Annotated in this window: 20 protein-coding genes and 2 pseudogenes; 8 read left to right on the top strand and 14 right to left on the bottom strand. The window is 59.0% G+C overall.

Annotated elements, in window-relative coordinates; genetic code table 11:
* Window positions 1-191: 191 nt before the first annotated feature.
* Complete coding sequence (locus F8N85_RS28930) at window positions 192-578, top strand: DUF2946 domain-containing protein (protein WP_150806883.1); 387 nt, start codon at window positions 192-194, stop codon at window positions 576-578.
* A gap of 90 nt (window positions 579-668) precedes the next feature.
* On the top strand, window positions 669-2804 hold the full coding sequence (locus F8N85_RS28925; RefSeq protein WP_150806882.1) for a TonB-dependent receptor: 2136 nt from the start codon (window positions 669-671) through the stop codon (window positions 2802-2804).
* 177 nt (window positions 2805-2981) lie between these two features.
* Here F8N85_RS28925 and F8N85_RS28920 read toward each other — a convergent pair whose 3' ends face one another.
* From F8N85_RS28920 to F8N85_RS28910, 3 genes are all read right to left on the bottom strand, one after another.
* Window positions 2982-3998: an ABC transporter substrate-binding protein gene (locus F8N85_RS28920; protein WP_150806881.1), complete on the bottom strand. Its 1017-nt coding sequence runs from the start codon at window positions 3996-3998 to the stop codon at window positions 2982-2984.
* A 120-nt stretch (window positions 3999-4118) separates the two neighbouring features.
* Complete coding sequence (locus tag F8N85_RS28915) at window positions 4119-4322, bottom strand: hypothetical protein (protein WP_150806880.1); 204 nt, start codon at window positions 4320-4322, stop codon at window positions 4119-4121.
* Window positions 4322-4768, bottom strand: coding sequence for a hypothetical protein (locus F8N85_RS28910; protein ID WP_191636289.1), 447 nt, complete (start codon window positions 4766-4768; stop codon window positions 4322-4324). Before F8N85_RS28910 ends, F8N85_RS28915 begins: the two co-directional genes overlap by 1 nt.
* An 864-nt stretch (window positions 4769-5632) precedes the next feature.
* Here F8N85_RS28910 and F8N85_RS28900 point away from each other — a divergent pair.
* Window positions 5633-5863, top strand: coding sequence for a hypothetical protein (locus tag F8N85_RS28900; RefSeq protein ID WP_150806919.1), 231 nt, complete (start codon window positions 5633-5635; stop codon window positions 5861-5863).
* A gap of 214 nt (window positions 5864-6077) precedes the next feature.
* Window positions 6078-6317, top strand: coding sequence for a DUF2789 domain-containing protein (locus F8N85_RS28895; protein ID WP_150644313.1), 240 nt, complete (start codon window positions 6078-6080; stop codon window positions 6315-6317).
* Window positions 6318-6325: 8 nt separating this feature from the next.
* Here the strand turns inward: F8N85_RS28895 and F8N85_RS28890 are convergent, their stop codons facing one another.
* The 3 genes from F8N85_RS28890 to F8N85_RS28875 form a co-directional block, all read right to left on the bottom strand.
* Window positions 6326-6529 (bottom strand): hypothetical protein, encoded by a 204-nt coding sequence (locus F8N85_RS28890; protein ID WP_150806878.1) that lies wholly within the window; start codon window positions 6527-6529, stop codon window positions 6326-6328.
* A gap of 116 nt (window positions 6530-6645) precedes the next feature.
* On the bottom strand, window positions 6646-7875 hold the full coding sequence (locus tag F8N85_RS28885; protein WP_224795771.1) for a methyl-accepting chemotaxis protein: 1230 nt from the start codon (window positions 7873-7875) through the stop codon (window positions 6646-6648).
* A gap of 698 nt (window positions 7876-8573) precedes the next feature.
* A complete protein-coding gene (locus tag F8N85_RS28875; protein WP_150806876.1) occupies window positions 8574-8978 on the bottom strand; it encodes a TraR/DksA family transcriptional regulator in 405 nt (134 codons plus the stop codon).
* 413 nt (window positions 8979-9391) lie between these two features.
* Between F8N85_RS28875 and F8N85_RS28870 the strand changes: the two are divergent.
* Window positions 9392-10120 (top strand): annotated as a pseudogene (locus F8N85_RS28870) (MurR/RpiR family transcriptional regulator); the annotation flags it as partial.
* A gap of 18 nt (window positions 10121-10138) precedes the next feature.
* Here F8N85_RS28870 and F8N85_RS28865 read toward each other — a convergent pair.
* The 3 genes from F8N85_RS28865 to F8N85_RS28855 form a co-directional block, all read right to left on the bottom strand.
* Window positions 10139-11005 (bottom strand): patatin-like phospholipase family protein, encoded by an 867-nt coding sequence (locus F8N85_RS28865; protein WP_150806875.1) that lies wholly within the window; start codon window positions 11003-11005, stop codon window positions 10139-10141.
* A gap of 278 nt (window positions 11006-11283) precedes the next feature.
* On the bottom strand, window positions 11284-12213 hold the full coding sequence (locus F8N85_RS28860; RefSeq protein WP_150806874.1) for a hypothetical protein: 930 nt from the start codon (window positions 12211-12213) through the stop codon (window positions 11284-11286).
* Window positions 12214-12412: 199 nt separating this feature from the next.
* Entirely contained in the window at window positions 12413-12736 is a 324-nt protein-coding gene (locus F8N85_RS28855) for a hypothetical protein (RefSeq protein ID WP_150806918.1), read from the bottom strand.
* Window positions 12737-12930: 194 nt separating this feature from the next.
* Here F8N85_RS28855 and F8N85_RS28850 point away from each other — a divergent pair.
* Window positions 12931-13041 (top strand): annotated as a pseudogene (locus tag F8N85_RS28850) (DNA-binding response regulator); the annotation flags it as partial.
* 168 nt (window positions 13042-13209) lie between these two features.
* Here the strand turns inward: F8N85_RS28850 and F8N85_RS28845 are convergent.
* From F8N85_RS28845 to F8N85_RS28835, 3 genes are read right to left on the bottom strand one after another with little or no spacing between them, the layout of a single operon-like run.
* The gene (locus F8N85_RS28845) at window positions 13210-13626 is read right to left on the bottom strand and encodes an SRPBCC family protein (protein ID WP_150806873.1); all 417 of its coding nucleotides are present in this window, start codon (window positions 13624-13626) and stop codon (window positions 13210-13212) included.
* 35 nt (window positions 13627-13661) lie between these two features.
* Window positions 13662-14459 (bottom strand): SDR family NAD(P)-dependent oxidoreductase, encoded by a 798-nt coding sequence (locus tag F8N85_RS28840; protein ID WP_150806872.1) that lies wholly within the window; start codon window positions 14457-14459, stop codon window positions 13662-13664.
* 16 nt (window positions 14460-14475) lie between these two features.
* On the bottom strand, window positions 14476-15486 hold the full coding sequence (locus F8N85_RS28835; RefSeq protein ID WP_150806871.1) for an aldo/keto reductase: 1011 nt from the start codon (window positions 15484-15486) through the stop codon (window positions 14476-14478).
* 115 nt (window positions 15487-15601) lie between these two features.
* Here F8N85_RS28835 and F8N85_RS28830 point away from each other — a divergent pair, with 115 nt between their 5' ends.
* Window positions 15602-16507: a LysR substrate-binding domain-containing protein gene (locus tag F8N85_RS28830; protein ID WP_150806870.1), complete on the top strand. Its 906-nt coding sequence runs from the start codon at window positions 15602-15604 to the stop codon at window positions 16505-16507.
* Between the two features lie 42 nt (window positions 16508-16549).
* Here the strand turns inward: F8N85_RS28830 and F8N85_RS28825 are convergent, their stop codons facing one another.
* Both F8N85_RS28825 and F8N85_RS28820 read right to left on the bottom strand, forming a co-directional pair.
* A complete protein-coding gene (locus tag F8N85_RS28825; RefSeq protein ID WP_150806869.1) occupies window positions 16550-16801 on the bottom strand; it encodes a DUF1652 domain-containing protein in 252 nt (83 codons plus the stop codon).
* Window positions 16802-17001: 200 nt separating this feature from the next.
* Entirely contained in the window at window positions 17002-18498 is a 1497-nt protein-coding gene (locus tag F8N85_RS28820) for a helix-turn-helix transcriptional regulator (RefSeq protein WP_150806868.1), read from the bottom strand.
* 501 nt (window positions 18499-18999) lie between these two features.
* Between F8N85_RS28820 and F8N85_RS28815 the strand changes: the two genes are divergently transcribed.
* The coding region (locus F8N85_RS28815) for an IS110 family transposase (protein WP_150806867.1) at window positions 19000-19259 on the top strand (260 nt) is incomplete at its 3' end.

Below are 19259 nucleotides of genomic sequence, written 5' to 3'. Positions count from 1 at the left end.
AAGCTCGCTCCCACATGACTTGTGCTGAACCTGTGGGAGCGAGCCTGCTCGCGATGGCAATGCCCGCGGCAACTCAAAACCAGGCAACGATCCGCAACTTCAACCCCTGCACCACACAAAGTGGTGTAAATGAACGCCCTCGACGCTTTTAGTCAATTCCTGCCCCACCAGCAGTGTTAAAGTGCCGCCCCATGAAACTCGCTCGTACCGACCGCTCACTGATTGCCTGGATGCTTTACTGCTGCGTCCTGTTCAATGTGTTCGCCTGCAGTATCGGTCACGGGCAAATGGTCGGCCAGCAGCTCAACGGTATCGGCGGCCAGTTTTGTACGGTCGACCCGCGCACCCAGGCGCCGGCCCAATCGAACCCCAACGAAGAAAAACTGCCGACCCTGACCAAAGCCTTCGGCTGCCCGCTGTGCTCCACCGGCGGCATGGGTCCGGCATTCAATTCCAGCCTGACCCTGGCGCTCCTGCCGCAGCAACACAGCCCGCCACTGTTGCTGCTGTCCAACGCTGATATCCCGACCCGTTCAATCTGGCCGACGGCCAACCCTCGCGCCCCTCCTGTCGTTTAAGTCTTTCGCCTTTTCTTGATCAGCCCGGCTCGCTAACGCGTGGCGTTGGCCTGTGCGCTGTTTTCCACGCCAAGACTTCAGGATCTATCGATGAAAGCCTTTTCCCTGCTCGCAGGCCTGTTCGGCTGCCTGTCCGCTACTACCTGGGCGCAAACCTCCATTGAGCTGGCGCCGACCACCATTGGCGGCGCTGACCCGCAGTCCACTCCCGGCCTGAGCCTGGATCAATCCAGCGGCATGGCGTCGCGCCTGGGCTTGAGCGTTCGTGAAACCCCGGCCTCGATCGCCGTGGCCAATCGCAACGACATCGAGCGCCACGGCGCGCAGAATTTCCAGGATGCCGCGAACACCCTGCCTGGGGTGAATGCCAGCGCACCGCCGGGGTTTGGCGGCTTCGTCTCCTATCGCGGCTTTACCAGCAGCCAGATCACCCAGATGTTCAATGGCGTGAATGTTTCCGGCGGCCTGGCCCGGCCGGTGGATGCCTGGATCTATGACCGGGTGGAACTGGTCGGCGGCCCATCGTCGCTGATCAATGGCGCCGGTTCCGTCGGCGGTTCGCTGAACTACGTCACCAAACTTGCAACCCGCGAGGAGCAAGCGGCTGAAGGCCGGGTCAGCTATGGCACCTATGACACCGGCGAGGTCGCCTTCGGTCTCAATCATGCCCTGAGCGACGCCGGCTCGGACGTACAGCACTACGCGCGACTGGACGTCAGTCGCAACGCCAGCAACGGCTATATCGACCGCCAGGAGCGCAACTCCTGGAGCGCCGCATTTTCCTTGCTCAGCGACCTGACCCCCGATCTGTCCCATACCCTGGCGCTGGAATATCAGGACGAACATGAAGACAGCCCTTACTGGGGCACGCCGGTGCTGAATCCCAAGCGCGGCGAGTTGAAGATCGACCGGCACAACCGCTTCAACAACTACAACGTCGAGGACGGTCGTTATGAACAACGGACGATCTGGGCCCGCTCGATCATCGACTACAGCATCAACGACAGCACCAGCCTGCGCAATACCCTCTACCACCTGGACAGCCAGCGCGATTACCGCAACCTGGAAACCTACCAGTACAACGCCGATAACAGTCTGGTGAACCGCTCAACCGCTTATCAGGTGCGCCATCAGGGCGAGCAGAACGGCAACCAGTTCGAGCTGCGTCACGACAATCGCCTGTTCGGCCTCGACACCACCTGGTCCGGCGGTTTCGAGTACAAGGTCAACCGCACCACCAACTCGCCGCTGAACGTCAAAGGCCCGAGCGCGGTCGACCCGGACCACTACGACCCCGGGCATTTCTATGATATCCCCGGAACAAAATCGGGCTTCGTCAGTGACAAAACCAATGAAGTCACCACCAAGGCGCTCTTCGTCGAGAACCGCCTGGCGCTCACCGACAAGCTGTCGCTGCTGACCGGCCTGCGCTACGACGACATCGATCTTGAGGTGACCAACCATCGCGCGGTGACCGCAAGCAATCCACGCCATCTCGATCGCAGCTGGGAGCCGCTGACCGGCCGGGCGGGCCTGACCTACCAGTTCATTCCGAGCGCCAATGTGTATGTGCAATACAGCACCGCCGCCGAGCAACCGGGCGGCACTCAGGATTTCGATATTTCTACCGGCAAGCAATGGGAAGTCGGCAGCAAGTTCGACTACCTGGACGGTCGCGGTTCAGCGACGCTGGCGGCCTATACGATCGAGCGCAAGGATTTCGCGGTGACCGATCCGCTGGACCCGACTCAAAGCATCCCGGTTGGCCAGCAGACCTCCAAAGGCATCGAGCTTGCAGGCTCCTTCAGGATCACCCCGAAGCTGTTGGCCGAAGGCAACTTTGCCTGGGTCGATGCCGAGTACGACGAATTCAATGAGAAAAATGCCGCAGGGGTGGTGGTCTCACGCAAGGGCAATACCCCGACCAACGTTCCAAAGCAGGTCGGCAATCTGTGGCTGACCTATGATTTTGCCCCGGCCTGGCAAGGCGGCGTCGATGCGCGTTATGTGGCGTCAGTGTATGCCGACAACGCCAATACCCTGACCTTGCCGTCCTACACCTTGTACGGGACCTTTCTCAGCTTCAAGGTGGACCGGCACACCACAGTGACTGGCCGGGTGCGCAACCTCACCAACGAGGTTTATGCCGAATTCGCCCATGTTTCGCCGGCGTACTACCTGGGGACGCCAAGGACGTTCGAGCTGGCGGTGCAGAGCCGGTTTTGAGTGACTGAAAGGCTTCGCGGCTGAGGTGTTTTTTCAGGGATACCGCTATCGCGAGCAAGCTCGCTCCCACAGGATCTGCGCCGATCATATAAGCCGGGTTTGACGCAGATCCAATGTGGGAGCGAGCTTGCTCGCGATAGCGTCGCAAGAACCAACATCACCTTTAGCCAGATCCATTTATTTCAACGCCGCAGCAACCTTCTCCGCCACATCCTTGGGCAACCACGCCCGCCACACATCCGGATGGGCCTTCATAAAGGCTTCGGCCGCCTGGCGCGGTGCGGTGTGTTTTTCGCTCATGTCAGCCAACGCCTTGTTCAAAGGATCGATCGGAAAATCGACCTTGGTGAAGAACTCCGCCAGCTGCGGGTATTGCTTCTGGAACAGTGTAGACACACCAATCGACAGTTTCGACGGCAGCGAGCGCGTTGGCTTGGGGTTGGGATTATCGGCGTCGGTCAGGGTTTTCCAGGCTTCGGCGTCGAAGGGCGGTTCCTCCAGCTGGATCAACTTGAAACGCCCAAGTAACGGCGTGGGCGACCAGTAATAAAACAGCACCGGCTTGCCACGCCGGATCGACGAGCTGATTTCCGCGTCCAGCGCCGCACCGGAGCCGCTGCGAAAATTCACATAGCTGTCGGTCAGGCCGTAGGCCTTGAGCTTCTGTGCATTGACCACTTCCGAGGTCCAGCCAATCGGGCTATTGAGAAACCGGCCCTTGCCGGGCGTTTCCGGATCACTGAAAACATCCTTGTACCGCGGCAGATCGGTCACGCTGCGCAAGCCCGGCGCCATGGGCTTGATACCTTTGGCCGGATCGCCCTTGATCACATATTCAGGCACCCACCACCCTTCGGTCGCGCCTTTGACGGTATCGCCCAGGCTCACCACCTTGCCCTCGGCCTCGGCCTTGACCCACACCGGGCTGCGCCCTGCCCACTCTTCGCCGATGACCTGGATGTCATTGTTGGCCAAGGCGGTTTCCAGGGTGATGGTGGTACCCGGAAGCGTATCGGTAGGCAGGCCGTAACCCTTCTCGACAATGATCCGCAGGATGTCGGTGATCAGGCTGCCGCTTTCCCAGTTGAGGTCGGCAAAATGAATCGGTGCCGCAGCGGCTGATGCCGGGATGGATGCAGTCAACAAACAGAGAGTGGTCAATGTGCTGGCCAGCAGCACTCGAAATCCTTTCATGCTTATGCACCTCGTGCTTTTCACAGCAATAGCAGGATGATCTTCCAGAAGAAGACCGCGAACCTCTGGTAGTTCAGTCAACTGACTGTAGTAGAGGTTCCTGCTTTCGAGGCATGTCGGCTATTTTTCGCAGGATTCCTGCAAGCGCTTGAGTTCCCTTCTAACCATGCTGGCGTACTCCGCCGGACGCAAGCTGTAGATCTGCGAGGCGACCCAACCCAGCCAGGCACCTTGGAGAACGGCCTTTTCAGCGAAAAGGCGAAGGGCCAGCGCGCTGGCACTCTCAAGGTTCTGCTCATGGAAATCGGCGCGGGTCAGCGTCATTACTCGCTGGCCTTGAACGTAAGTTCGCCCTTGCGCCACTTCGCTGCTTTAGCGGTGACTGCCTTCAAGGTCTTGGTCAGCCCACCCTGCAGTTGTTCTTTGGCGGCGAACACCGTCACTACGGATTGCCCTTCCTTGAACAGGATGGCATGGCCTTCGGCGGTGGTGACAAACGCATATTCGCCCAGACCATAAACCGTGAGTTTGATCTCGCGAAACTTGATTTCGAACTTGCCACCTTCACGGCTGGGCAATACCGCAGCGCGGAAATGGTCACCCACCTTGAGTTCCAGGTGCTGCTTATCATCGACGACCATTGCTGTTTCGGTATCGATCTCGGCGATGTAGATACCTTCAGCGGTCTGCTCGGTGATGTAGACGAAACGTGATTGAAACTGTTTGACCAGCTTTGCGCGCAAATCACCGAGCACGAACAAAGCATGCATATCGAGATTACTTACTGCCAAGGAAACGTCCCCGAATCTAAAAATGATTCTGCCTGCATGAAACGCAGACAGCACAAAAAACGCCGGTGTCGGCACACGCTCAACATTCGCCATGCGAAGGCGCACGCCAATGACTGACACTCAGATCCCTGAACAGAGTTGAACACGGCGCCAACATGCAACAGGCCAAGACTAGTGGAGCAACGCTGGCGCTGCCTGTCCATGCCATCGTCAGACCTTGAAGGAAATCGCCCTTCTTATGGCCAGAGAATACTGGACTATCAACTTCAGGGAAAAAACTCTTTTAGAAAAGCACTTTTCTGACATATCGCTAGCAAAAAAATGCTTTAGATAGGCCTATACCTCCAGCGCTAGAGGTGATTCTAGAGCAGCCATGCTCATTGAGACTACAGATAGCGTCGGTCAGACGTCGGTAAAACCATAGAAAAGGATTTCCTATGCACACACCTCTACCCTTCGCCCAGGACCCGGGCACTTTCGAAAACTGCCTGGCACCTCTGCGTGACAAGCCATTCTACTCACAGGAACCAGCACCTGAATACCTGCCTTTGCTGCGTTATCGGGTTGTAAACGCCGGCAAAAATTTTTTTCACATTAAGGAAATCTCCAGCGGACGCGTAAGAGGATTCCGTCGCAACCACAACGAAGCCTGTGCGCTGGCAAGGGCCCTTGAGATCAATAGTTGAACCGTCGACCAGGCGTTGCCGATGCAATCGTTTCGTCACTCCGATGACTTTACTCAGCCACCGGCAGGCAACAACTGCCATACTGGCCCGACCATTGAAAAGCAGCCTGCCAGGCTGTGCTTCAAAAAGTACAACAACCTCCATGGGAAGGCGTTACGTGACGGAATTTGATATAGGTGAATTTTTCATCCATGGCGAGTCCAGGGAAGTAGAAGGCGAGTTTCAAGCGGTCATCGTGATGCGCGCCAAACCGCCCCTGACCACCGTGACCTACCATCAGGTCGAAAAGGATCGCTGGTTCAAGACCTCGGACGTCGCCGAAACGGCAGCCAGAGAAGCGGCCAAGTCGCTGAAACTTGCTGTCGATGAAGGCGCGCTGAACGCTTGATCCATCTGCCTGACGGCAGTCACCCGCGCGAATTCCATGGCGACCATGGCCTTGTTCCAGACCTGAGCTAGCCTTGACGGCATGATCAATACTTCAGCCTGAGGCTGGCTCTGCTGCCAATCGAACTCTTGGCGTCAGTCTCCCCTCAGGTACAGTGTGGCAATGAGACCTCAACCCTCGAACCCTTGGGTTGCCAATCGGGAAGGAGACGACCATGGATTCACCGACACATGATTTGACAGGCCTGTTCGATCAGCTGGGACTGGACTCCAATCAGAAAGCTATCGACGATTTCATAGCCAGCCACTCGCCGCTGGCCAACGATAAAAAACTGATAGACGCTGAATTCTGGTCACCCCAGCAGGCTGCGTTCCTGAAAGAACAGCTACGCGAAGATGCCGATTGGGCACGAGTGGTCGACGACCTGAACCTGCGCATGCATCAAAGGCACTAACGCAGCGCTCAATGCAGGCTGTCGGGCTTCTCGACATTCAGTTGAGCCAGCCAGGCAGCCCTGCACTCCTCGGCTTCATCCCGACTGCAGAACGCGGTGCCGCGTCGCTCGCCATTGAGCAATACGACCCAGCAGACACTTTGCCCCAGCGCCCGCAGCGCGAAAGGCACCCCGCTACCAATCATTACCGCAACATCGACCTTGCTTTGCATGAGCACTTCCCGAGCATTTCATTAGCTGCCTAACAATGTCGGCATATTAATGAGTTACCCGGTAGGGAAAAAGCTATCGCCCTGCATAGGTTATTTGCATCAGGCGTAACAATCCCTTAGCGGCGTGGCGCGCGCTCAGGCTTGTAGCCCAACCGCAAGCCACCCCAATGCCGCCCCTTGAGCATGATTGGCACCGAAAGGTCATGCATCAGCTCACCGGTGTCGCGGGTATAGGTCTGCAGCAACACCGGTTGTTGATGGCTGCCACAGCGGATCCCGGTTCGGTCGGCAAACTTTCGTTTTGTGCGGTTATGCAGCGTATCGACTTGCGCGTCACCGGTCAGTGGCTGGCTGAATAGCGTGTTGTGGGTCGGCACGTAACCCTGCTGGGTACAGGCAATAGCGAACACCAGGCCCTCATGACGCGCCAGTAATGGCTCCTGAATCGCCGGCAACACCTGATCGGTGTATCGGTCGAAACGGGTCTGGAATTTTGCCGGACTGGTTTTGGGGATCGCCTGATAGTTGCGGTCGAACAGGTCCTCCAGACTGACACGGCCCTGATCGATATCCGCTTCGAACTGCGCGGCAATCTGCCTGGCACCTTCCAGGGCCAGGTCATAAACGCGCTGGTGATAGTCGTCCAGCCCGACTTCAGCCAGGCGCTCGCTGATGGTTTCGGCCTGGCCTTCCATCTGCACCGCCGCCTCGGCCAGGCTCCGGGTCTGTTGATCGCTGACCGCCAGGTCGCTGCGCATCTGCTCGACGGCATGGAACAGGCTGTCGAGTTGTTCGCGATTGGTGTCTGCACCCTTGGCGATGTCACTCACCTGGCTCTCCACTCCCGCCGCCAGCCGGGCAATAGTCTGCAACGATTGGCCAGTGTGCTGCACCTGCTCGACCCCGGTATTGAGGTCACTGGACAACTGGCGAATCTGTTCCACCACCTGCGCCGTGCGCTGCTGGATATCGGCGACCATCACCCCGACTTCCTCGGTCGCCGTGGCCGTGCGTCCGGCCAGGCCGCGAACTTCGTCGGCAACCACGGCGAAACCGCGTCCGTGTTCGCCCGCACGCGCCGCTTCAATCGCTGCGTTCAGCGCCAACAGGTTGGTCTGGCTGGCGATCGACTGAATCACCAGGGTCACCCGCTGTATTTCTTCACTGCGCAGACTCAGGGCTTCCATCAACTGACGACTGTCATTGGCGCGCTGGCTGAGCTGATGCATGCGAGTAATCGACTCGGCGAGCACCGTACGCCCTTCGATACTGCTCTGATGGGCCTCGCTGGCCGCGCTCAGGGCTTGTCGACTGAGTTGCGAGGTCACTTGCTCGGTGCCAATCATCACTTCGGCGCTGCTGACGATTCGCGCCGCGGCATCCAGCTGCGACTGCACCCTGGCGGCCAACTGCTTGACCGAGAAGGCCACGCCGGCGGCGGACAAGGCGTTATGGCTGGTGGTATAGGAAAGGTCGCGAGTCAACTCGGCGATGGCGCTGGAAGCATCCGCAACCGTCGGATCGATCACCGGTCGCGAACGCAGGCGAGGCAGCCAAATGGTCAATACCGCCAGCGGCAGGCACAGGTAAAGCGACCAGCCGCCGAAAGCCATGCCAGCGAGCACCAGCATCAGGGCAATGCTTTGCATCGTGGGGGCCAGCCAGCGTGCCGGCGTCTTGAGCGACGCCGCAGAATTCGGCGTAGCGCCAGCCAGAGATCCGTGGCTCGTCATGTTGGTCACCCCACTGCTGCTTCTATTTATTTTGTCTGCATTAGACGCCACTACCGGGCCATTATCTATGGTCCCTTAGTCGTGGGGTTGCAGCAGATCAATAGAAGTGTGTAAGGGGGGGCGAACGTTGGACCTGTGGCGAGGGGGCTTGCCCCCGCTCGGCTGCGCAGCAGTCGTAAAACCGGCAGACGGGTTTTACCTGACGGAACACGGTGGCTGATTTTGGGGCCGCTGCGCGGCCCAGCGGGGGCAAGCCCCCTCGCCACAACAAGCCCCATCCACAGTAAGCTCCCTCGCCACAAAAAGCCCTATCAAGCCTGACGCTGGTGCTTGTCGATTTGCTCGTGGCGTTCTTGAGCTTCGATGCAGTACTTGGTGGTCGGGCTGATCAGCAGGCGTTTCAGGCCGATGGCCTCGCCGCTGTCGTCGCACCAGCCGAAGGTGTCTTCTGCAATACGGCCCAGGGCCATTTCCAGCTGCGGCAGCATGCGCTGGTCACGATCGATCACGTTGACCAGCCAGTGGCGCTCTTCTTCAACGGAAGCGGCGTCGGCAGGGTCGGCAGGAGTGTCCAGGCTTTCAATGGCAATGCGGCTCTGCTCGATACGCGCGTGGGTTTCAACCTTCATCGCTTGCAGCAGCGCAGTGAAGAAAGCCAGTTGCTCGGCGTTCATGTAGTCATCCGCCGGCATGGCCAGCAACTTTTCCTTTGTCATTGATTTCTCTATAAAAAATACGTGCATTAAGGCGAATAAGGGAGCGTTCCAGCCGACCGGTTCAGATCGTCGGAAAGGCGCCATGCATTCCAAGCGCCACCCGGCACTCAATTTACGAGGGGCGGCAGTCTAAGGCCGACTTGAGGGCGCAGCAACTGAAATGACAGCGAATTTGTCCCACAAAGCTTGAAAATGCGCTAAGGCAGGCTTTGCAGGCGGTCATCGGAGTGCGTTTATAGCAAGAAATTCAATCGAGCGGCGCTATATAGAAGATAAACGGCGACGCGGTTGTCAGGTTTTCAATGGGAGATCCGGGACTTACCAACAGCGACCGACGGAAAGTGATCCACGGCAGGAGCTGCCGCAGGTTCGGGCTGCGTTCAGACGATCTTTGATGTCCGTTCAGCCAATCCATCGCTCGTGAATGCGAAGTGCACCCCTCGGCCATCGTGCGCTTCTCCCAGCGCTTCGGTTTCAGCGGCTTCAGTGAAATGCAGGCGTTGTTCCGCGAGGCCTACACCCATAAGACCACCCCGGTGCAGAACTACCAGCAGCGCATTCGCAGCATGATCGCCAACAAATCACAGAAGGCCAGCGGCGGCGATCTGGCGCGCGAATGCATCAATGCGACGCTGTCGGGTATCGAACGTCTGGGTCTGGAACTGGACGACCAGGCCTTCGACAAGGCCGTGGACCTGGTGGTGAATGCCGACAACATCTACGTGGTCGGCGTGCGCCGTTCCTTCGCGGTGGCCGATTACCTGGTCTACAACCTGCAGCACACCAACAAGCGCATCCACCTGGTCTCGGGCCTGGGCGGCAGTTACCGCGAACAAATGCGCAGCGTGCGCGCCAACGATCTGGTGATCGCCATCAGCTTCACGCCCTATGGCAAGGAAACCCAGCATTGCCTGCGGATCGCCCAACACCATCAGGCAAAAACCCTGATCATTACCGACAGCAACCTGTCGCCCCTGGCCAAGCGCGCCAATACCGTGCTGCTGGTCAATGAGGGCAGCTCGTTTGCCTTCCGCTCGTTGAGTGCCACCTTGTGTCTGTGCCAGGCGCTATTTATCGCCGTGGCCTATCGCCTGGAATTGAAGGTCGACGAGATTCACGAACAGGTGGGGTTTGAGGACTAGGCCCGGATGCAAGCCGGTTTACTTCGGGCTGTGAGTGTGGGCCTGCAATGAACCCGGCACCCCGGTGCGCACCAGCCCGCCCTTCGCGATCCAGTCCTGGGTCTGTTCATAGGCTCGTCGTAGCAGCAGATCGGTCTGGCTGAAGTCGAACACCGAAATCCCCAGCGGGCACAGCGGCGCCACCACATGAATATCGGCCCGCGGGGAATACAACTCTATGTCGCGAACCAGTTGGCGCATGCTCATCAGGTTCAGCGTATGCAACGCCAGCGCCACCAGCCCGGTCGGCGGCTGTGGACAGGCACAACCGAATCCGGTCGGCACCACCACGACACGGGTTGCGCCCAAAAATACCGCACTGGCAATCGGCGTATTACTGGTCACACCGCCATCAACCAGCCATTTGTCGCCGATCCGCACAGTGGGAAACACCAGCGGAATGGCCGCGCTGGCGAGCAAGGCTTGTTCAACACTGCCGCTCGACAGCAGTTCATCGGTACCGGTGAGCAGGTTGGTGGTGACGATGTACAGCGGCAATTCGGTCTGTTCGATCAAGGTCACCGGCATCGCCCGACGCACCAGCTGTTTCAGTGCCGAAGATTGCAGCAGATAACCGCGCCGACGCAGGATCGCGGCCAGGGTATCGGTCAGCGAAAACGGAAACACATCCGCCTTGCGCAACCCGCGCCAGAAGTCCGCCAGCTCGGCAACCCCCTCGGCAGTCGGCCTGGCCGCGAAATACGCGCCATTGATCGCCCCGACCGAAGCACCGATCACCAGATCGAAAGCCACTCCGGCCTCGAGCAGCGCCCGCAACATGCCGACCTGAACCGCGCCGAGACTGCCACCACCGGCCAGCACCAGTGCAGTTTTAACCGTGGCCATGGCAGGCCTCCTGCGTCCACCCGACACCTGAATCAACAAGCATAGCTGGCGGATGGACGCCTATTCCGGATGGTCAAGAGGATGGTCAAGAGGATGGTCAAGAGGATGGTCAACGGTACACCAGCAACATTGCAGACGTACGTGATTGGCGTAGGAGCTGCCCGAGCCTTCGGCAGCTCCTACACGTCAGATCACGTGAGCAGCGCGATCAGGATAATGATCGGAATGGGAACACCGAGAAACAACAGCAGTAATGAGCGCATGGTCATTCTCCTGGCTTAGCGAACGGGCGGCAGTGTAGTGGTGCGGACATATTCTTCGGTTTCGAGGTACTCCACGGCATCCCGGCTGCGACCGCCGAAGGTCGCGGCGAGGCTGGCGAAAAACGCACCGCAGAGCAATGCGACAAACATCCACAGCGAACTCCAGGCTGCGGCTTTGCTGGCGGTCTCGGCGGCTTGTCTGGCGTCCGCTACGGCCTGTTGGGTCTTGGCGAACACCTCGTCGACCCGGCGTTCGGCATCGGGCTGGCTGAGGTTGGTGCGCTGGGCGACCAGTTGCGCCAGATAATTGCGATCCTCGACCGCGAGCTGGCCGTCGTTGCTCAGGCTGCGCACGAAGATTCGCGTCACCGTGCCGTGCACCGCATCATCGCTGACCGCCGCCGGGCGATTGTCACGGAACAGGCTGTCGACGAAGTAGCCAACATCATCACCGCGGCTGTTACTTACGGCATTGCTGGCCGCCTGGGTCATCGCGCTGGTTGCACCGGAGGCGATGCTGGCACCGGCCTGCACCCCGCCGCTGACGATACTGCTCAGCGAGCCGAGCACCAAGGTCGCGGTCACCAGGGTCGCGACCGCCCAGGCCAGAAAGCCATGTGCCGTATCGCGAAAGTACACCTCATCGCCGTGCATATTCGCCCACTTCACCCGCAATCGACCGGCAAGGTAACCGCCCATGCCGGATGCAACGATTTGGGTGAAGGCCAGCCAGACAATGGTCGAGATGCCCAGACTCTTGGCGCTGATGCCGCTGTTGGCCCACGGCGACACTGCCGAGAAACCCAGCCCGAAACCGAGCACCACCAGCACCAGCGACAACGCAGCCGCAGCCACGGCCCCGGCAAATATCGCCGCCCAGGACACCGCTGAGTGGCTGCTCGACTCATCCAGCGCAGTGAGATAAGTATCAGAGGATCTATTCATTGTTGTTCTGCTCCCGGCATGAAGATGGAGTTACAACTCTCGTGGGAGAAATTGCAGTCAGCGTGCCAATTGCGAACTTTTGATAAATCGCTTTATTTCAATGAGTTGGTTTTTTTTCCTGGCGCTCGACCATGCAATTTGCAATAGCCGGGCAATATCGGCGGGTTTTATGCACTGGGGCGGGCTTGAGAAAAGAAGGCTATTGACGCTTATAGCTTTTGCTGCCGCTTGGCGTCAGGCAATACACCCCGCCGCGTGGCCCGGTGCAGTAGCTGCCTGTGCCGCATTGGCAACCGTCAGCGTTTTTCAGCAAGGGTTGCGCACGCGAGCTCAGGTTTCCTGCCCCGTGGATCGCCGAACAGCTCTTCTTCGACCCGCTGATAGAACCGTCATTGCACAGAAAAGCCTCGCCGTCACAGCCGGCGATTCCACCTTTCTTGCCCGAGCACGGTTGGTTCGCTGCCAATACCGACGAAGTGACGAGCATCAACAGCGAACTCAGGCAAACCCCATAAATCGGCATCCAGCCACGACGAGACAAGGCGTTCACGTTGAAGCCTCCAGGCAAAATTATGGCGTTATGATATCAACTTTCACCAACTCTGGATTGCGTCCTGAAGACTCGGCAAAGCCGACATGAAGGTTTTTTAGAACGCCTGCAGCCCATTGCGGGCAAAATGTCGCCCCTGCGTCATGAACTCCTTTGCGGTAACGCCTATGACCCGCATCTTGACCATCGAAGACGACGCCATCACGGCCCGGGAAATCGTCGCTGAACTGAACAGCCACGGGTTGGACGTGGACAGGGTCGACAATGGCCGCGAAGGCTCGTGGCCTGGAGCTGCATTCTGAAAGAAGGTGTCAATCTCGCCAATCAGAGTTTGATGCCGGAGGGCTGAAGATCAAAAGACCGCAGCCTGCGGCAGCTCCTACAGGTGATTGGCGAACCGATGGGTAAATGCGGTCGGCGCAGCCTGCGATCTTTTGGCATCCCCCTCAATCCTGGAAATTGGCCAGCAACGCTTCCAGTCCTCCACGGTAGATGCCGGTAAACAACTCCACCGCCTCTTCTTCACTGACGCCGACCGGGGTGAATCGTCCCGCCCAGGTGACTCGCGAGGTTTGCCCGCTTTCGAGCATTTCAACGCGCAAGGTGGCCAGGTAATCGGTCACTGGAAACGGTGCCTGGCTGATCGAGTAGCTGTAGGAACGCATGGCATTGTCGAACGCCTCGAGGCGCTCGACGATTACCAGGCCGTCCGCGGTTTGCAGGCTGCGCACCCGGCCGCCTTCGCTGAGTTCGCTTTTGACAATGAACGGCAACCAGTCGGGTAGCGAGTTGAAGCCACCGATCAATTTCCAGACCTGATCGGCCGAAACCGGGACATCGATGAATTCTGAGGCATTAGCCATGCAAGTTTCTCCAAAAAATCAATGTTAAAAAAGCTTCAGATCGCCATGCTGTCAACGACACCACCGTCGACCCGCAAGGCTGCGCCGGTGGTCGCAGAAGACAGCGGCGAAGCGATATAAGCCACCAGGTTTGCGACCTCCTCGACCTCAGCGGCTCGCTGGATAATCGAGGTTGGCCGCGCCTTGCGTACAAACTCATCGGCCTCTTCACGGGCGCTGCGCCCGGATTTCGCGATGGCGCCCTTGAGCATGTGCTCAAGGCCATCGGTGAAGGTCGGCCCTGGCAAGATCGCATTGACCGTGACCCCGGTTCCCGCCAGGCGCTTGGCCAAACCGTGGGACACCGCCAGATTGGCACTTTTGGTGACGCCGTAGTTGATCATGTCTCCGGGCGTGGCGATACCCGATTCGGAGGACAGGAAAATCACCCGGCCCCAGCCCTGGCCGACCATGTCGGGTACGTAATGGCGTGCCAGGCGTACCCCGGAGATCACGTTGACTTCATAGAAGCGCGCCCACTCGCTGTCGTGGGCGTCAAAGAAGTCGACGTCGTTGAAGATTCCCAGATTGTTCACCAGGATGTCCGCCCGTGGCTCGCTGGCGAACAGCTGTTCGGCGCCTTCAACGGTGCCCAGATCCGCCTCCAGCCCACGTAGTTTGGCCTCGGGCACACGTTGACGAATATCCTCTAATGCGTGCTCGACCTTGTACCACTCGCGACCGATCACCACCACCGTAGCCCCGGACTCGGCCAGCGCCTTGCTGATCCCCAACCCGATCCCGGCGGTGCTGCCGCTGACAATCGCGAGTTTTCCAGTCAAATCAATGTTCATATTCGGCTCCAGATGCTTAAGCAGTGGGTAAAGGGGCACTGGCAGAAATCAAATGAGCCTCGCGCAGCGCCTGCCAGAACGCGCGCGGGATTGTTGCCGATAAAGCGGCAACGTCTTCAGCGATTCGACCTGGACGACTCGACCCCGGAATGACCGCGGCAACCGCCGGGTGGGCCAGGGAGAACTGCAATGCCGCTGCCTTGATATCGACCCCATGGGCGTGGGCGATGCGCTTGATATGTTCGACTTTGTTGATGATCACCGGGCTGGCTTTCTGGTACTCGAAATGCTCGCCACCGGCCAGAATCCCCGAACTGTAGGGGCCACCGACGACGATCTCGACCTTCTGCGCCAGCGCCGCATCCATCAAGCGTTGCAGGGCACGATCGTGATCTAACAGAGTGTAGCGACCGGCTAGCAGAAAGCCGTCCGGTTGCGCTTCGGTCAGATCAAGGGTCAGCTCGCAAGGCTCGACGCGGTTCACCCCCAGGCCCCAGGCCTTGATCACGCCCTCTTCGCGCAGGCGGGTCAGCACTTTGAACGCGCCGGTGCGCGCCTGGTTGAAGTACTCCAGCCACTGATCGCCATAAAAGTCCTGAGCGATGTCGTGAATCCAGACGATATCCAGGCGGTCGGTCTGCAGGCGTTCGAGGCTGTCTTCGATGGAGCGCAGGGTCGCGTCGGCGCTGTAATCGTTGAGCATCTTGTTTGGACGGCCGTGTTCGAACACCCCGCTCTTCTCGCCCAGATCGCGGTTGGCGGCGTCCTCGACTTCATCGAGGATGACCCGGCCGACCTTGCTGCTGAGCACGTAATCGTCACGGTTGTACCGCGCCAGGGCCGCGCCCAGACGCAGCTCCGACAGGCCCGAACCATAAAAGGGCGCGGTATCGAAGTAACGCACACCCGCGTCCCAGGCCGCTTCGACCGTCGCCAGAGCTTCTTCCTCGGGGATGGCGCGGAACATGTTGCCCAAAAGCGCGGTACCGAAGCCCAGAACGCCGGGCAGTTTGTCTTTCAGACTCATGGCTCAATCCTCATCAGTTCATGGCCACTTGAGTGACCGTTGAGCAGATCCTAGATTGCGATGGTCGGACCGTCCAAGACATAATACGCAGTAGTTAAGTCCCTACAGGTCTAATATGATCGACTTCCGCCAACTCCGCTATTTCGTTGCCGTCGCCGAGGAAGAACACGTCGGTCGCGCCGCCGAACGGCTGCACATTTCCCAGTCTCCGCTGAGCCGACAGATCGCTCAGCTGGAAGAACGCCTGGGCCTGACCTTGTTCGAACGCAGCCAGCAACGCATTCGCCTGACCCGCGACGGCCAGACCTTCCTGGCGGAAACCCGGGCCCTGCTGACCCATGCCAGCCGCCTGGAATCCCTGGGCCGGCGGCTCGGCCGTGGCGAGGAAGGCGGGCTGTGCATCGGCTACATCGAAAACGCCATGCACGCCGGGGTGCTGCCGAATGCCTTGCGGGTCCTGCGCGGATCCCGGCCAAGCGTGCACGTCGCGCTGTACAACCTGAGCTCCACCGAACAGCTTGAGGGATTACGCCAAAGAAGCCTGGACATCGCCCTGGTCAGCGAACCGCCCGCCACTGACGATCCGGATCTGCAGAGCCTTCAGGTGCTGGATGACCCGATGCTGTTGGCGCTACCCGCACAGCATCCGCTGGCCAACCAGTCGCAATTGACACCCGCGGATCTGGCCGAACAGGAGTGGATTGGCGTGCAACCGCGCCAGGACGCGGCCAGCCGGGATGATTTTGTTTCTGCGTGCATCCGCGCCGGCTTCACCCCGGATATCCGCATGGAGGCGACCGAACCCTTTACCGCGCTGGGGCTGGTGGCCTCTGGATTGGGCATCGCGATGATCCAGAAAGGCCTGAGCCGCAACGTGCCACCTGGGGTGGTGTTGCGGGAAGTGCCATGGATTTGCTTCACCACGCCGTTATGGGCGGCCTGGCACCGGATCAATCTACGCCCGCTGGTGGAAACCTTCAGGAAGGTGTTGACCGAGCCGGGGACGGAGGTTTCGGCGTGAATAGGGTCGGCTACAGGAGATTTGCGTACGTTTTGCGGTTTTTTAATGCCCCGTCCCGGAGCGATCGAGGTTGTTGCTCTGCAATTCGTAGCGCAGTTCTTCGATCAGGGCCTGGACATCTTCCAGGGTTTTCAGCGTTTCCGGACGCAGGCCGCTGACCACCATATCGACTCGGCCGCTGGCAGGGTCATAGACCCGCACGGTCAATGTAGGCCCGGGACACAGACCACAGTCGCACGCCAGCGGCAGGAAACCCTGCTGCAGATAACCGCGCAATAACGATAGGGAAATCACCCGAGGGTGGCCAGGTCTTTAACGGCGACTGCACCGACCGCAGCATTGATCTGTTCGCTGTACATGTAACGTTCCTTTGCCTGCTTTGAAGGGATCGCGGTACCCATCCAAAAAGATGGATATCGCTATTTCAAAGAGTAAGAAACGCCAATAGCCGGCAGAAGCTGAATTTGCACTGGTTGGCCTAGTGCATTTGCACCTTACTGCTTGCCCTTGGCCCGCCGCTCACCAGCGAACAGACCGCGCTCACGGGCCCAGACAATCGCTTCACTGCGGCTGTGAACATCGAGTTTGGAATACACCGTCGCCACGTGATTGCGCACGGTATTGGGCGCCAGCGTCAGGCGCGCTGCGATCTCCTTGTCCGCCAACCCCTCACAGATCAATCTCAGCACATCCCGCTCGCGGGCCGTCAAGTCAGCAAACGAAACGCTCGGCAGTTGCGGTGAATTCACACTTTTTACATTGGCGAGTTTTTCGATCAAGGTCCGGCTGAACCAGGAGGCGTCCTGCATCACCTCTTCAATAGCCGCCACCAGCTCCAGCTCGGTACGCTTGCGTTCGGTGATGTTCATCAGTACCAGCAAATAACAAGGCGAATCCTGAATGCTGACAGTGTCCGCCGAGACCACGCAGTCAATCAGTTCGGCGCCTTTCTTGCGCACCTTCAGATCCACACCGTCCAGGCTTCCGGAATTCTCCAGCGCTGTGAACAAGCGGGAACAGGCCTCAGGGCTTTCGACAAAGGCTATTTCTTCGACCGTCTTGCCGAGCAATTCTTCAGCCGTATAACCGGTGGTGGTCAGGAAGGCTTCATTGACATCGACCACCTGCCGACTCTCGGCGTAGCACACAAGAATCGGCACTGGCGTCAGGCGAAAGGATTTGGCAAAGCGCTCTTCACTCTGACGCAGCGCGACCTCGGCCTTGCGCCGCGGCTCCAGGTCCATGAAGGAAAACAACATGCAGGCTTCATCATTGATGTCCAGCGGCTGTCCGGCGACTATCACCAGCTTGCTGCCGCCCTCAGGCAAGCGCAGCTCGGCCTCCATCTGCGGAATGGTCGCGCCCGCGTTCAAGCGCTCGATGGCGAGGTCCTTGCGATCGGCATCTTCAAGCACATCCACCTCATACACCGAACGGCCGATGATCTGGTCGCGGGCATAGCCCGTCATCTCTAGAAAGCCCTGATTGACCTTGATGTAACGCAGGTCACTCAGCCGACAAATCACCGCCGGCGCAGGGTTGGCGTTGAAGGTCTTTTCGAAGCGTTGCTCGGCGCTGGCCCAATCGGTGGCATCGGCGAAAATCAGCACCAACGACTCCGGCTCGCCACTGCGATCCTCGAGAATCATGCTGCGGATGCGATGAACCCAGGTGCGTTGCTGATCGGCGTTGGCAGTGACTTCGACCATCACATCGCTGAAGATCTCGCCTTTGGCGACGCGGCTGATCGGGTAACTGTCTGCAAGCACCGGGTGGTTGTTGCGGTAGCGCAAGGCAAAGCGTTCGGCATATTCCCGCGCATTGGCGCCCAGCTCACTGACCTGACTGACACCGTGCATGGTCAGCGCGGCTTCGTTGGCCCAGAGAATGGTCTGATCCGCTTCGATCAGAATGACCCCGTCCGACAGCCCGGAGATGATCTGCTGCAACTGACGGCGATTGGTTTCGGTGGCTAGCACGTCCTGACTCATCGGCGCTCCAGAGAGTGCCCGCAGCACACAGGCGCGAAATGCGCAAAGGATGCGGACACAATCTACGACCACAGGCGTCGGGCATCGTGCGGCAGATCAAAAGATCGCAGTCAAGATCAAAAGATCGCAGCCTATCGGCAGCTCCTACAGGTTTTGTGTACCCCCGTTGTTTTCTGGGGGAACCGGATTGGCGTAGGAGCTGCCGCAGGCTGCGATCTTTTCGGCGCAGCCAAGATCAAAAGATCGCAGCCTATCGGCAGCTCCTTGTATCTCGACTATCGCTCCGCCAGGAGCGATAGTTCTCGACTGATCATCGAGGGAGGGATCTGGAAGCCGTGCAGCTCCTTAGGCCTAGAGCCTGCGACGTAGATCGTGCTCCAACCCTCCACACTCACTCGTATAGTTCGAACGGTATCTTGGGCCCGTCTCTGGCGAGAGCCCGCATTCGCAAGGTTGGACAGAGTGCAGTGATGATCACAATTGATCCAATTGGAGACGATCATGTCCGATTATGTTGGCGTCGACGCCGCTAAACACACCTTTGACATCGCCAAATACCTGCCTAACGGCAAACATAAAACCAAAGCCAAGCTGGCCAATGCAATCAAGGGGTTCGAGGAGTTCCACGCCTGGCTGCAGAAGCATGTCGAGCCTTCAGCCTTGATCGTGATGGAGGCCACCGGCATCTACCATGAAGCGCTGGCCGAGTTCTTGTACAACAAGGGCTATCGGGTCTGCGTCGTCAATCCTGCACAGACCAA

This window comes from Pseudomonas fluorescens (assembly GCF_902497875.1).
Lineage (GTDB): Bacteria > Pseudomonadota > Gammaproteobacteria > Pseudomonadales > Pseudomonadaceae > Aquipseudomonas > Aquipseudomonas fluorescens_BR.
The sequence above is the reverse complement of the archived record's forward strand: the minus strand, read 5'-3'. Positions and strand labels throughout refer to the sequence as shown.